The sequence below is a fragment of the Alkanindiges illinoisensis genome (genome assembly GCF_004377485.1).
GTDB lineage: Bacteria > Pseudomonadota > Gammaproteobacteria > Pseudomonadales > Moraxellaceae > Alkanindiges > Alkanindiges illinoisensis_A.
Map to the genome: position 1 here is coordinate 109,092 of NZ_SNTY01000076.1, position 12,909 is coordinate 122,000.

12 protein-coding genes and 2 pseudogenes are annotated in these 12,909 nt (G+C 46.7%); 4 read left to right on the forward strand and 10 right to left on the reverse strand.

Annotated features, from left to right (window positions below; all coding sequences use genetic code 11):
* Positions 1 to 40: 40 nt before the first annotated feature.
* On the forward strand, positions 41 to 877 hold the full coding sequence (nudC, locus tag E2B99_RS13305) for an NAD(+) diphosphatase (RefSeq protein WP_134245645.1): 837 nt from the start codon (positions 41 to 43) through the stop codon (positions 875 to 877).
* A 38-nt stretch (positions 878 to 915) separates the two neighbouring features.
* Here the strand turns inward: nudC and E2B99_RS13310 are convergent, their stop codons facing one another.
* The 5 genes from E2B99_RS13310 to E2B99_RS13330 all read right to left on the reverse strand — a co-directional run bounded on the left by E2B99_RS13310 (position 916) and on the right by E2B99_RS13330 (position 6,198).
* Positions 916 to 2,283: an erythromycin esterase family protein gene (locus E2B99_RS13310; protein WP_134245647.1), complete on the reverse strand. Its 1,368-nt coding sequence runs from the start codon at positions 2,281 to 2,283 to the stop codon at positions 916 to 918.
* Between the two features lie 285 nt (positions 2,284 to 2,568).
* Positions 2,569 to 3,573 (reverse strand): alpha/beta hydrolase, encoded by a 1,005-nt coding sequence (locus E2B99_RS13315; RefSeq protein ID WP_205669689.1) that lies wholly within the window; start codon positions 3,571 to 3,573, stop codon positions 2,569 to 2,571.
* 72 nt (positions 3,574 to 3,645) lie between these two features.
* Entirely contained in the window at positions 3,646 to 4,434 is a 789-nt protein-coding gene (locus E2B99_RS13320) for a BON domain-containing protein (protein ID WP_430981486.1), read from the reverse strand.
* Between the two features lie 219 nt (positions 4,435 to 4,653).
* Positions 4,654 to 5,094, reverse strand: a complete 441-nt coding sequence (locus E2B99_RS13325; protein WP_134245649.1) for a YraN family protein — start codon at positions 5,092 to 5,094, stop codon at positions 4,654 to 4,656.
* Positions 5,095 to 5,148: 54 nt separating this feature from the next.
* Positions 5,149 to 6,198, reverse strand: a complete 1,050-nt coding sequence (locus tag E2B99_RS13330) for a penicillin-binding protein activator (protein WP_134245651.1) — start codon at positions 6,196 to 6,198, stop codon at positions 5,149 to 5,151.
* Positions 6,199 to 6,213: 15 nt separating this feature from the next.
* Between E2B99_RS13330 and rsmI the strand changes: the two genes are divergently transcribed.
* Together rsmI and E2B99_RS13340 are read left to right on the forward strand one after the other, a co-directional pair.
* Positions 6,214 to 7,050 carry a 16S rRNA (cytidine(1402)-2'-O)-methyltransferase gene (gene rsmI / locus E2B99_RS13335; protein WP_134245653.1) on the forward strand — a complete coding sequence of 279 codons (837 nt, stop codon included), beginning with the start codon at positions 6,214 to 6,216 and terminating at the stop codon, positions 7,048 to 7,050.
* Positions 7,051 to 7,209: 159 nt separating this feature from the next.
* Entirely contained in the window at positions 7,210 to 7,581 is a 372-nt protein-coding gene (locus tag E2B99_RS13340; protein WP_134245655.1) for a hypothetical protein, read from the forward strand.
* Between the two features lie 10 nt (positions 7,582 to 7,591).
* Here the strand turns inward: E2B99_RS13340 and folP are convergent, their stop codons facing one another.
* The 4 genes from folP to E2B99_RS13360 form a co-directional block, all read right to left on the reverse strand.
* Positions 7,592 to 8,449 carry a dihydropteroate synthase gene (gene folP / locus E2B99_RS13345; protein WP_134245657.1) on the reverse strand — a complete coding sequence of 286 codons (858 nt, stop codon included), beginning with the start codon at positions 8,447 to 8,449 and terminating at the stop codon, positions 7,592 to 7,594.
* A 141-nt stretch (positions 8,450 to 8,590) separates the two neighbouring features.
* Positions 8,591 to 10,495, reverse strand: coding sequence for an ATP-dependent zinc metalloprotease FtsH (gene ftsH / locus E2B99_RS13350; RefSeq protein ID WP_134245658.1), 1,905 nt, complete (start codon positions 10,493 to 10,495; stop codon positions 8,591 to 8,593).
* 172 nt (positions 10,496 to 10,667) lie between these two features.
* A complete protein-coding gene (gene rlmE, locus E2B99_RS13355) occupies positions 10,668 to 11,315 on the reverse strand; it encodes a 23S rRNA (uridine(2552)-2'-O)-methyltransferase RlmE (RefSeq protein WP_026471002.1) in 648 nt (215 codons plus the stop codon).
* A 110-nt stretch (positions 11,316 to 11,425) separates the two neighbouring features.
* On the reverse strand, positions 11,426 to 11,785 hold the full coding sequence (locus E2B99_RS13360) for a winged helix-turn-helix transcriptional regulator (protein WP_134245660.1): 360 nt from the start codon (positions 11,783 to 11,785) through the stop codon (positions 11,426 to 11,428).
* Between the two features lie 317 nt (positions 11,786 to 12,102).
* On the opposite strand from E2B99_RS13360, the pseudogene E2B99_RS13365 reads away from it, so the two are divergent.
* Positions 12,103 to 12,783, forward strand: a pseudogene (locus E2B99_RS13365) (zinc-binding alcohol dehydrogenase family protein); the annotation flags it as partial.
* Positions 12,784 to 12,817: 34 nt separating this feature from the next.
* On the opposite strand, the pseudogene E2B99_RS13370 reads toward E2B99_RS13365, so the two are convergent.
* A pseudogene (locus tag E2B99_RS13370) lies at positions 12,818 to 12,909 on the reverse strand (IS5/IS1182 family transposase); the annotation flags it as partial.

Below are 12,909 nucleotides of genomic sequence, written 5' to 3' on the forward strand. Positions count from 1 at the left end.
TAAACTAACCATACCAAGCTCATGATATAGGGTCACTGTGATGCAAAGCACCATCTTGCCGGATAATTTGACTGCTGCTGGCCATGCGTCTGAGCAGACGGCTTCTGCACATGGACTGCCAACCGTCATAGCCTATATCTTAAAAGACCATGCTCTGCTGGTTAATGAACAACTGGAATTGCCTCGCCTGCCTGCGCATCCAGAAGATATTGTGGTTAGTGTAGAGCCTGAGCAAAATGGCCAGCGGGTGGTTGCACGTCCTACTTTCCATGAGAATGAAATTCCGGCGGGCTACCAGTTTGTGCCAGTGCGTCAACTGGTGAGCCACTGGACTGTTGCACAGTTTGAGCAGACTAGTCGTGCCATGCAGCTTCTGGAATGGAAGCGTAACCATCAGTTTTGCAGTCGTTGTGGTCACAAGGCCGTCGCCCATGCCAAAGAACATTGCATGACCTGTACTGCCTGCGGTTATTCGCAGTATCCACGTATTAATCCCTGTGTGATTATTGCTATTACCAAGGGTAAACAGATCTTGCTGGCACGCTCTGCCCAACGGCATACCAGCATGTATGGCCTGATTGCCGGCTTTGTGGAAGTGGGTGAAACCCTTGAACAAGCAGTTGCGCGTGAAACCCTTGAAGAAGTTGGAATTCAGTTAAAAAATATTCAATACATGGCGAGCCAGCCGTGGCCATTTCCCAGCAACCTGATGCTGGCCTTCAAGGCTGAATATGCCGATGGTGAGCTACTGCTGCAAGATGAAGAAATTGCTGAAGCTGCTTTCTTTGATTTTAACCAGTTACCAACCATTCCGCCCAAAGGCAGCATTGCCTACTGGATGATTGAACAAGTAACCCAGCAAGCATCTGCACTTTAAATTTAATTAAAAATTTCTGCTGCAACCTTTTGATAGGATTATTGACCGGTTGGATACGTTTCTGGCAAGTCTTCTTCAACTTCCGGTTCTGTCACGCTTTGCCGATCCAGAGGATTCAAGGCTTTAGTTTTATCTATATAAATCAGCGCATCATACTGCTGATCGAGCCGGGTTTTTAAATAATGACTCCAGCGCTCGGTTGCAGGTGCATAAATTACCCCAATGTAGCGCTCTAACCGCTCCTTACTTAACAACGCTGCATCTGGCTTTTCTTTTTGTTGCTGGGCTTGCAAGTTAATCCAGAATTTTTCTACACCCGCCTGCTGGCTCACCTGATGTAACAGCGCTTCATGGCTATCAGGCAAACCCGGGCGCACAGCTTTACGGATGCCCGGACTATCCCAGTCATCAGCCGCAAAAACTTCGCCCTGATAAGTACTAAAGCCAACAATAAAGGTGTTGTCCGGATGTCGTTCACGCATTAACTGGCCAACATTCACCTGATCACGCTGGCCGACTTCAGTAGCGCGGGCATCGCCCAGATGTGAGTTGTGCGCCCAGACTATAATTTTGGCGGGCTGTCCTTGCTCGGCCTGATGTGCTGCAAGCGCATCAATGGTATCAACCATATGCGTATCCCGTAGATTCCACGAATTATTACGTCCGCGGAACATGGCACGGTAATAACGCTCTGCATTTACTGCCAAACGTGCATTTTGCTCGGCATAAAAATGCTCATCTTCCGCCAATACGCCTTCATTGTTGACTAGCGCATCTTCCTGATGGCGAAGCTCCATCAACTGGGCAATGACCGCATCCTCACAAGGTTCTGCGACACCATACTCGGTTGCCATGCCGTAGGTCTGGGGTTCCTTGCCAAAGGAGTCAAAGCAGCTATAGCGTGCACGGGCGCGATGGGCAGCTTCCGGGTCTACACTCTCCAGATATTCAATCACTGCACCCATGGAACGATGCAGGCTATATAAATCCATACCATAAAATCCAGCCTGGGTCTGGCCTTGTAACTGGGCTTTCCGGTTATATTTGCGCAACCACTCAACAAACTGTAGCACCACATCATTACGCCACATCCAGCGCGGAAAACGCTTAAAATCACTCAAGGCAGTTTGTGCATTAGGGTCTTTACCCTGCCCGCGTACATAGCGGTTAACCCGATAAGCATCGGGCCAGTCTGCCTCAACCACCACAGCGCTAAAGTTTTTTTCTTCAATCAGGCGCCGGGTAATCCGCGCACGCTCCTGATAAAATTCCTGCGTTCCATGCGATGCCTCACCAATCAATACAAACTGGGCATCACCAAGTTGTGCAAATAACTGGTCATCTTCGGCAGCACTGCCGGAAAGTGAATGAGTGATGGCCTGTAACTGGTGCAGGTGGCTGGTCATTGGTGTTCTCCCTGGGTCTGGTTCTTTTGTTGGATCAGGCGAATGGTTATTGGGATTGCCTACCAGATATAGCGTAATACTTATTTTTATAAGGGATATGACAAAGCAGCAAAATAAGGGTTTTAAAGTCGATTAGTCAATTTTTGCAACGAGGGATACTGCTTTGTAAAGCACAGCACATGGACACATAGCCTATAAAAGATGACTGCATCATAGGCTACCGTTAAATGCAAATTTCCGGGACACTCGACTAAGTCATCTAAACAGGGTTTATGATTTTAAGATCTATGAATTCAAGGTTTTTGCCAGATAATCCAGAATTTGTTGACGTGTATTTTTGTACCATGAAAGTCGGGTAGCAACTGCCGCCATAATAGAAACATGATTAGCGCCTTCCACAGTTTGCAATTGCACCGGAATTTGTCTGGCTTGCAAGGCAGCCTGCATGCGCTGTGCATTGAAAGGATTAACGCGATGGTCTTTGGAACCGACCAGCAATAAATGTGGCGGCGCATCGGTCCTGATATGGCGATCCGGCATGACCTGATCTGGGGAAGCATCGGCTGGAAACGCATCGCGGGTACTGTCAGTGCGAAAATCATAGCTATAAGGCCCTGCAATGCCAACCACTGCCTTAATATGCGATATCGGCACATTAACTTCAGCCAGCCAGCGTGAATTATCAACCGCTTCCACTACATTAAATGCCCCGGCAGAATGCCCCATCACCACAATTTGCTGCGGGTTGCCTCCATAACGGGCAATATTCTGGTTAATCCATTGGATGGCCAGTGCGGTATCCTGCACGTAATCCGGATATGTGTGCGCCGGTGCCAGCCGATAATTCATTACAACAGTAACATAGCCTGCGCGGGTAAAACTTTCACCCACAAACAGGTAATCATCCTTGCTACCTTCTTCCCACGAACCACCATGCACAAACAAAACCACAGGCTGTGGCTTGCTGTTGCTCACATGCAGCGGCTGGTAGACATCCAGCTTTTGCCGTGAATCCTGACCGTAGGCAATATTGTATTGCGCCGTAAAATCTTTGCGGGTAATGCCATTAAGGAAACCCACACCGGAAAAAAATTGCGTTAAGGAAGCCATGGATGAATGATTCTGCGAACTGGTTGAAGTAGCGGATGTCGTGTTACGCGAAGTATTGAGGGAAGAACAGCTGCTACAGCCTAATAGCACGATACCAGCAACCATCAGCCACTTGGTTTGTAGGCTATGCTTACCTTGCAAGTGCTGCTTATGCCGATCGCGGGCTAATTTATCTGTCATGCCGTATTCTTCCTTTGGTTAAAAATGCGCCTTATTCAAAATCTGAAATAGCGCCCTTATTTAAAAATGCAATTAAGGCGCTGACGTTTCATCGGTTTGATCCGGGGCAGCCTGTTCTGGATCAATCGCTACCGGGGTCTGATCAATTGTGGTGGTCGGACTCGCCAATGGCGTGGTTGAAGCCGTTCGGGTCAGATTAGCGTTTAAGGTACTGGCTGTGGCTGGTGTCGCTGACTGGGTTAAACCGTTACTTGAAGTTGCCACACCGGCATCACTCAATAAATCAATCAGTGATACCACTTTGACAATATTGGGTGTGCTTTGCAGAATATTGATCAATGCCTGATTTTCACTGGGCGTTAGTTTACCCATTACATACACCACGCCATCCTCGGTTTGCACCTTCACCTTGGTGTCTGAAATGTCTGGCGAAGTAACCAGCATGCGGCGAATATTGGCCGTGACAATACTGTCCTGCACAATCGTGTTATACGGAATTTTCTCGCCAATTGTAATGTAGTTATGTACAGTTTTTACATCAGACATGGCTCTAACATTGTCTTCTGCCAGTTGTTTTAAATATTGATCACCCACTTGTCCGGTGAGTAATACAGCACTATGAAAGCTGGCAATATTGATACGAGCATACTTAAAGCGTTCATCCAGCTTATAGGTGTTGATTTTAGCAGTGCGTTCAATGGAATTATCATTTAAAACCTGACTAAAAGTCCGCACTCCACTATCTGTCCCCAAGGGTGCAGGCCCGGTGCTTTGCGCCAGAAAACTCGCACAACCGGACAATCCCACCAGCATGATGCCTGCCAAACCCATTTTTAGTCCCAGATAGCCAGACTTATTCATAAACACATTTCCTTAAGACAAGATCAATTCAAACTGACCGAGTGTAACTAATTTTAAAGCTGCTTTTGAATGACTATCAGCATTATTTAACAGTTTTCTCTAGGTCCATGAATGAATTATGAATGTGTTGCTGGGACGATATTAAAATCAGGTGTTTTGCTCTGTAAGTAAATATTAGAATTGAAAAGGTCATAGTGACCGCTTTAAGCATTGTCAAATTTAAGCAATGTCAAATGCAGCCTGAATCCATTCCAGCTCAAAAGGCATTGATACATCCTGCGCTGTAGATTGCGCCAAGGCAGGCCACTTTTGAGAGGACGGTATCGGCTTTGAAGTCAGGGCAATCACATCAAAACGGCAATCGTGGTTGTGGTACTGCTTATGCTGTTGCAGAAAAACCTGCGCTGCCCTGATAATTTTACGCTGCTTGGCGAAAGTTATACTTTCCAGTGCGCTGACCAGACTATTGGCCTTGCGCTGGCGCACTTCGACAAAGACCAACTGCTGAGCACGCTGCACAATCAGGTCAATTTCGCCAAACCGGGTATTAAAATTTTGTGCCACCAGTTGATAGCCCTGATGCTGCAAAAAACTGGCGGCTGCATCTTCAGCTTGCGCACCCTGCTGATGCGTGGGACTACTGGAACGACCTACAGGCATGGATTAATCATCATATTCTGGGCTATTTAAGCAGGCTGTGAACACAAGCTTTGGCTAATTAAAACTCAGACCGGTATTTTCCACCTTCATACACTGGGGATAGCGGTCTATGGTATTTTTTACAATCCGGATCGTTCCCGTACGGCCATGAATAGTCTGACCCTGCTGCGTGTCTGGCTGTTTACCTGACGTATTATTCAAAATGACGCTGGCAATATTCCAGGTATCGCCCCCAAAAGCCAGCAAACGCTGATAGGGTACACTGGTGGGCTTGTCCTGATATGCCTTGAGTAATTCTGGCCAGTCTGCCTTATACAGGGCAGGTATATCGCAAAATTGCAGCCCGACTGGCAGGCTGGCGTTTTCCTTAATGGCCAGCGGCACAGTATAAATTTTCTCATTGGGTAGCTTCTTAAGCTGGCTAAGCCAGTCATAATCCCCCAGTAGCAAAATACCCTGTTGGGGTTCCAGCTTGCGCGGTACATTATTGCTGTTTACCAGCTTGCCACCCAAAATGCGGTTCATGGCATCGCGAAAACGCTTGGTACTGCCACTTTGGTTATCCTGGGTGAGTACAAATAGCTGACTAACCCCATCAGTCTGAATACGCTTGGTAATGGCTAGCGCATCTTCATCGGGTGACAGGGCAAATTGCCAAATATTGGGTTCGGTTTTATAAACCTGATTGAGCGCCAGTGTTTTAACCGCTGGCTTGGCTTGTACTAGTGCTTCCACTTCATTACGTGCCAATGGGCCAATAATCAGCTGGGTGTTTTTTTTAACCTCAGTTTTTAAAATATCCGTAATAGCACGCTGGCTATTGTCTACAAAACGCAGCACTGGTCTGGAATTTCCGGCATAATAGGCCGCTTCTATTCCATCCCGTACACTACTGGCGGCCACTGACATCGGGCCACTGGCGGGCAAAATAATGAGTACTTCAGCCTTTGATTGCTGTGCTGGCGTCTTAAGTAGCGGTGCCTTGACCACTGGCTTTGCTTGCAATGGTACTTTTGGCTGTGGCTGGGCCTGTACTGATGACAGCAACAAGGGCAACGCAGTTAGCCCCAATCCTGTTAATCTATTTAATATTTTTCTATACATGGAGAAGCCTTCCGCATGAGTGCTTATTTATATGTGGTGGCAACGCCAATTGGTCACCTTGAAGATATTTCGGCGCGTGCAATTCAAATACTGCGTGAGGTAGCACTTATTGCTGCTGAAGATACCCGACACGCAACACGCTTAATGGATACCTATCATATTACAACTGCACTCACTGCTTGCCATGAACATAACGAAAATCACAAAATCCCGGAAATAATATACAAAATTAAACAAGGCCAGTCTGTTGCGCTAATCAGCGATGCAGGAACTCCCTTAATTAGTGATCCGGGGTTTAAACTGGTGCGTGCTGCCCATGAGGAAAATATCCGGGTTATCCCTGTACCGGGTGCCTGTGCAGCCATTGCTGCTTTAAGTGCTGCTGGGCTGCCCAGCGACCGCTTTAGTTTTGAAGGTTTTTTGCCCGCCAAAGCCCACGCCAGACAACAAAAGCTACAAGCCTTAAAAACCGCCCCGCAAACCCTGATTTTCTATGAAGCCCCGCACCGTATTCTGGATTGTGCTCAGGATATGCATGATATCTTTGGCCCGAACCGTAGCGTTACCCTGGCACGTGAAATTACCAAAACCTTTGAAACCATTAAAAAAACTACATTTGCTCACTTGGTAGAATGGGTAAAGAATGATCCCAATCAGCAAAAGGGTGAGATTGTTCTGGTGGTGGCAGGTGCCCCGGAAACTGGCGAGCAGGATCAGCAAAAAGTCGATGATTTATTAAAACGGTTATTACAGGATTTACCAGTTAAAACCGCCTCACAGCTTGCTGCAGATTTAACTGGCCTGAAAAAAAATGAACTCTACCAGCGCGCCTTGCAGCTCAAAGCAGAGTGATGCTGAAATGCCATACAATCAAAGGACTTAGTAATTAGTAAGTAAAGCTTGATATACAGGGTAAAACAGTAACACTGGCATAACATTTTTAATGCCGGATTGCTCCCTGGGTTTGATAGTCTGGCAATGTTGCCCTATCAAATTAATGGATTAATACGTATGAAAAAAACTACTTTTACCCTTGCCCTGCTTGGTATTGCCGTACTCACTGGCTGCCAGTCTTCCCCTTCTCAATCCGGGGAAGGCAGCCACCAACCGGTGTGGGTTGCCAAAGACCTGGGCTTGAAGCAGTGTGAACAGGCAGCTGGTAATGATACCCTTAATAAGACCCAGCAAAGACTTGACCAAAGTCAGGTGCAAGTACTAAACGCACATTGTGCAGATGACGGCATGATGCGCACACAGGTGTGTGGTGCCGCGCAAGGCAAGCTGGGCATTTACAAGATTTCCGCTTTTCAACTGGAAAAAGCCAAATCGCTAGGTTTTAAACAGGTACAGGAAAACCAGTATAAACAAGTGGCTTGCTCCTAATACCTTGAAATTAAGTAGCTAAGGTGGCTTGCCATAGTTTTAAATGCTGAACTGTGGCAAGCACATCATGGGTTCGAATAATTGACGCGCCCTGCTGTACTGATATCAGGTGTCCTGCCAGTCCAGCATATAAGCGCTTATCTACTGCTGCGCCATTGAGCACCTCTCCCAAAAAGCGCTTGCGGGATAAACCGCTTAGCCACGGTAAGCCAAAATAATCATTAAACTCATAAAGCGTATCTAAGAGCTTTAGATTGTGCTGGGCAATTTTGGCAAATCCAAAGCCGGGATCCAGAATTATATTTTCACGCTGAATTCCTGCATCCAGTGCTGCATTGACACGCTGCTCAAGTTCACTAATAACCTCCTGTACCACATTGTCATAGTTTGCCAAGCTATTCATGGTATCTGGCTCACCACGCATGTGCATGAGAATGACAGGAATATTCAAGCCAGCAGCAACCTGTAAAGCTCCTGGCCGGGTTAGGGCACGTACATCATTCCATAGATGTGCACCCGCCTTAACCGCTTCTGTAATCACCTCTGGACTGCTGGTATCAACTGAAATAATCACATTCAGCTGTTGGCAAATTGCGGTAACGACGGGTACAACCCGCTGTATTTCTTGATCACTGCTCACTTGGGCGGCATTAGGCCGGGTAGACTCCCCGCCAATATCAATTATAGTGGCGCCCTGCTCTACCATTTCCCTAGCACGTTTTAGCGCATAATCAAGCTGGGTATATTGGCCGCCATCCGAAAAAGAATCCGGAGTTACATTCAAAATTCCCATTACTTGCGGCTGCGATAAATCCAGCACTTTATTCTGACATTGAAGTGATACTTTAGGGAGAGAACGCAATTGCATAGGTTTTTCCAGTTCAGGCAAGGCTATATCTTAAATAAAAAAACCGCGCTTTAAACAAAGCACGGTTTTTAATGAGGCTATATAAGCGCTAGTTTTGCAATTAAACAGTAATTATTAGCTGTTATATTTTGCATGCACTGCTTAAATAGCTGGCAATGGCGGCGGGGTTGAGCCACCTGACGATGAACCACCGCTATCAATGCTATGGGTTGGTACCGGATTGATTGGCTCATACACACGTGGCGGTTTTGGATCACGGCCCGCCATAATATCCAGAATTTGCTCGCGGTCAATGGTTTCCCATTCCAGCAACGCTTTTACCATGGCATGTGCAATGTCCAGATTGGATTCAATCAGGTCACGGGCAATCTTGTATTGCTCATCCAGAATGCGACGTACCTCAGCATCCACCTGTTGCTGGGTGGCTTCTGAAATGGTACGACTACCCACATTACCAAAGAAAGACTGGGACTGGTCATCTTCATAAACCATCACGCCCAATTTGTCTGACATGCCATATTTAGTAACCATAGCACGGGCAATTTTGGTTGCACGTTCAAAGTCATTGGATGCGCCAGTTGATTGCTGATTGATAAACACTTCCTCAGCAATACGGCCACCAAACAAAATAGAAATTTCATTCAGCATTTTGTGCTTATAATGGCTAATGCGGTCATGTTCAGGCAATTGCCAAGTCACACCCAGTGCCCAGCCACGCGGCATAATGGTCACTTTATGCACAGGATCGGTTTCCGGCAATAACTCAGCCACAATCGCATGACCAGCTTCATGATACGCCGTGGCCTTGCGCTCTTCTTCACGCAGCACCATGGATTTACGCTCAGGACCCATATAAATCTTGTCCTTGGCGTCCTCAAAGTCGTGCATATCGACAGTGTTTTTATTGCGGCGGGCGGCAAACAAGGCAGCTTCATTTACCAGATTAGCCAGATCAGCACCACTAAAACCGGGTGTACCGCGTGCCAGAACCTTGGTATCCACACCAGTTACAGACGGCAGTTTACCCATATGCACATTCAGGATTTGCTCACGGCCTTTAATGTCCGGCAAGCCTACAGCAACCTGGCGATCAAAACGACCCGGACGCAGCAACGCCTTATCCAGTACATCAACACGGTTGGTTGCTGCAATGACAATAATACCTTCATTGCCTTCAAAGCCATCCATTTCAACCAGCATCTGGTTCAAGGTTTGCTCACGTTCGTCATGACCGCCGCCCGTACCTGAACCACGATGGCGGCCTACCGCATCAATCTCGTCAATAAAGATGATACATGGCGCATGACGTTTGGCTTGTTCAAACATATCACGCACGCGGGATGCACCGACACCAACAAACATTTCAACGAAGTCGGAACCGGAAATTGAAAAGAACGGTACTTTGGCTTCACCAGCAATGGCTTTAGCCAGCAGGGTTTTACCTGTTCCCGGTGGGCCAACCATCAGCACACCACGTGGAATCTTGGCACCCAGACGCTTGAACTTGGCCGGGTCTTTCAGGAAGTCGACAATTTCAACCACTTCCTGCTTGGCTTCATCACAGCCTGCCACATCCTTAAAGGTGACCTTGATCTGGTCATCAGTCAGCATTTTGGCTTTCGACTTGCCAAAGCTCATTGGCCCGCCCTTGCCACCTGCACCGCCCTGCATGTTACGCATAAAGAACATGAATAGCAGAATAATCAGTAATACCGGGAAGCTGGCAATCAGCAACTGCATAAGCAGGCCTTGACGATGTGGCGCAGTACCTTCAATTTCTACATTATTTTTAATCAAGTTAGGCATTAGCTCAGCATCAGTTACGGCTGGACGAATACTTTCAAATGCTGTGCCATTGCGTTTTTCACCCGCAATTCTCTCGCCGTCAATTTTGACCTGCTTGATTTGTCCCGCATTAACCGCAGCGACGAACTCAGAATAGTTCAGTTGATCCGGCTTGTTGCGGTTTTCAAAGTTGCTAAATACCAGCACGAGAACACCGATGATGACAAGCCACAACACGGCATTCTTAACGAGATCGCTCAAAGCTTTCTTCCCATATATACATGATGATCACAGCATGCATTATAGCATTCAAATCATGAACCTAATGTCGATATTCGGTACATGATCACCTGATAGATGTGATCTTTCACTCAGGTTTTGACTCAATTTAAGCTCCAGTTAATCTCAACAGTCGCTTAACTTTTTAAATTCGTTATAAGGATTTTTTACGTCCCTGGCCCAGCAAATATACTTCTTTTGAACGGGCACGCGAGGCAGCAGGCTTGGTGGTTTTGAGCACATCAAAAGTATCGACAATCGATTTGCGGTATTCATCAAAGCCTTCCCCCTGAAATACCTTCACAAGAAACTGTCCTTTGGGACTCAGTACCCGATTTGCAAAATCAAGGGCCAACTCACACAGATAAATCATGCGGGGCTGATCAACAGAAGTATTACCAGATGTATTGGGGGCCATATCAGAAATTACAACATCTACTTGTCGGCCATTTAATATTTTTAACAATTCATCAAAAACAGCCTGCTCCCGGAAGTCCCCTTGCAGGAAGGTTACATCAGGTAACGCATCCATGTGCAAGATATCAGAAGCTACTACTAGCCCCTTGGAACCCACCAGCTTGCCCGCAATTTGCGACCAGCTACCCGGTGCTGCCCCCAGATCAACCACGGTCATGCCCGGCTTAATCAGGTTGTACTTTTCCTGAATTTCAAGCAGCTTGTAGGCCGCACGCGCCCGGTACCCATCTTTATGTGCCTTCTTAACGTAAAAATCATCCAGGTGCTCCCGCATCCACGCGCGACTACTTTTGGATAGCTTATTGTTGGTAATGCGTGTGGCCATAGCTCAACCTGTAAAAAACCAGTTTCATTAAATATGTTTTCTTGCTGCAAGAACAGTGCAGATATTAACTGATTTTGTCAGTGTTTTTATCTCAAATGTGCACAAACCCGCTATCTACTTGTCGCTGCTTCAGCCTGTGGCAGCAAATTTTCGCGTCCCCACAGCTCCATGGCACGAATGACAGGTGCCAGCGTTTTACCCTTACTGGTCAGGGAATACTCAACCTTGGGCGGTACTTCTGCATAAACCTGCCGAAATACGATGCCACTGGCTTCCAGCTCACGCAACTGATTGGTTAGCATGCGCTGGGTAATGCCGGGTAAGCGCCTGCGGATTTCATTGAAACGCAAGGTTTCATCCAGTAAATGATACAGAATGACGCCTTTCCATTTACCCCCAATAATCTCAAGCACACCCTCTACCGGGCAGCCTACCGTACAGTCCAGACGCTGATGCGCAATGTTGGGCATTTGGTTTCCTAAAAAATCATAAGATCAGCAAGCTTTAATCAGCTAATGTGAACGACATGGCTTATGGACAAAAGTTGCTGGATCTGGAATAGCATGCAGGCCATTAATCCTGAATCAGGACGCTTAAGGTTGGCGCTCACATCATACCTATAGTATCAAAAAGGATACTAGGTGTCATGAATGTGCATTCTTGCAGAAATAGAACTTTACTCTTAAGGTGTGTAATTAATGGGTCTTTATTTTAGTTTACAAGCATTAGGATTCTAGGATTCTAGGATTCTAGGATTCTAGGATTCTAGGATTCTAGGATTCTAACCATGCGTGCAGTTGTCTACCAAAACTCCCTATCGATTGATCAACAACAATCACTGATTGACATTAACCTGCCCGAACCCGTTGCACATGGGCATGATTTACTGGTTAAAGTTAAAGCCATTTCAGTTAACCCGGTCGATACCAAAATTCGCAAAAGAGTGCAGCCTGAAGCTGGCCAGTACAAGGTGCTGGACTGGGATGCTGCTGGAATTGTAAAAGCAGTGGGTGATGCGGTAAGCCAGTTTAAGGTGGGTGATGAAGTATTTTATGCCGGTGATTTGAGTCGCTCCGGGATCAATCGTGAATTTCATCTGGTGGACGAACGTATTGTTGGCCTAAAACCCAAAACCCTTTCCTTTGAACAAGCTGCTGCCCTGCCGCTCACCAGTATTACTGCCTGGGAAGCCCTGTTTGACCGTTTGAAGATTAAAACTTCCGATTCAACTGAAACAGGAACAATTCTGATTATTGGTGGTGCGGGCGGCGTGGGTTCCATTGCCATTCAGCTACTGCGTGCACTAACCAATTTAACCATTATAGCAACAGCATCACGACCGGAAAGCAAAGCATGGTGCCAGAAACTAGGCGCGCATGTGGTGCTGGATCACAGTCAGTCCTTAACTGAGCAGTTTCAGGCCCAGCAATTGCAGGCGCCACAGTATGTGTTTTCAACCACCTATACTAGGGTCTGTTGACATTTACTGTTGATAATTAACCCTATAAAGGTAGCCATAAAAATATACAGGCTAAGGCAACAGAACTTTGATAATTTCTTTTGAGCTTGTCATATCGAGTAGCTATTCCTCTAA

Excerpts from the sequence above, each read along its gene's own strand:
- E2B99_RS13310 (WP_134245647.1), bottom strand. The coding sequence starts at position 2,283 with ATGACCAGCCACCTGCACCAGTTACAGGCCATCACTCATTCACTTTCC.
- nudC (WP_134245645.1), top strand. The coding sequence starts at position 41 with ATGCAAAGCACCATCTTGCCGGATAATTTGACTGCTGCTGGCCATGCG.
- E2B99_RS13360 (WP_134245660.1), bottom strand. The coding sequence starts at position 11,785 with ATGCCCAACATTGCGCATCAGCGTCTGGACTGTACGGTAGGCTGCCCG.
- rsmI (WP_134245653.1), top strand. The coding sequence starts at position 6,214 with ATGAGTGCTTATTTATATGTGGTGGCAACGCCAATTGGTCACCTTGAA.
- folP (WP_134245657.1), bottom strand. The coding sequence starts at position 8,449 with ATGCAATTGCGTTCTCTCCCTAAAGTATCACTTCAATGTCAGAATAAA.
- E2B99_RS13330 (WP_134245651.1), bottom strand. The coding sequence starts at position 6,198 with ATGTATAGAAAAATATTAAATAGATTAACAGGATTGGGGCTAACTGCG.
- rlmE (WP_026471002.1), bottom strand. The coding sequence starts at position 11,315 with ATGGCCACACGCATTACCAACAATAAGCTATCCAAAAGTAGTCGCGCG.
- E2B99_RS13315 (WP_205669689.1), bottom strand. The coding sequence starts at position 3,573 with ATGACAGATAAATTAGCCCGCGATCGGCATAAGCAGCACTTGCAAGGT.
- E2B99_RS13340 (WP_134245655.1), top strand. The coding sequence starts at position 7,210 with ATGAAAAAAACTACTTTTACCCTTGCCCTGCTTGGTATTGCCGTACTC.
- E2B99_RS13325 (WP_134245649.1), bottom strand. The coding sequence starts at position 5,094 with ATGCCTGTAGGTCGTTCCAGTAGTCCCACGCATCAGCAGGGTGCGCAA.
- E2B99_RS13320 (WP_430981486.1), bottom strand. The coding sequence starts at position 4,434 with ATGAATAAGTCTGGCTATCTGGGACTAAAAATGGGTTTGGCAGGCATC.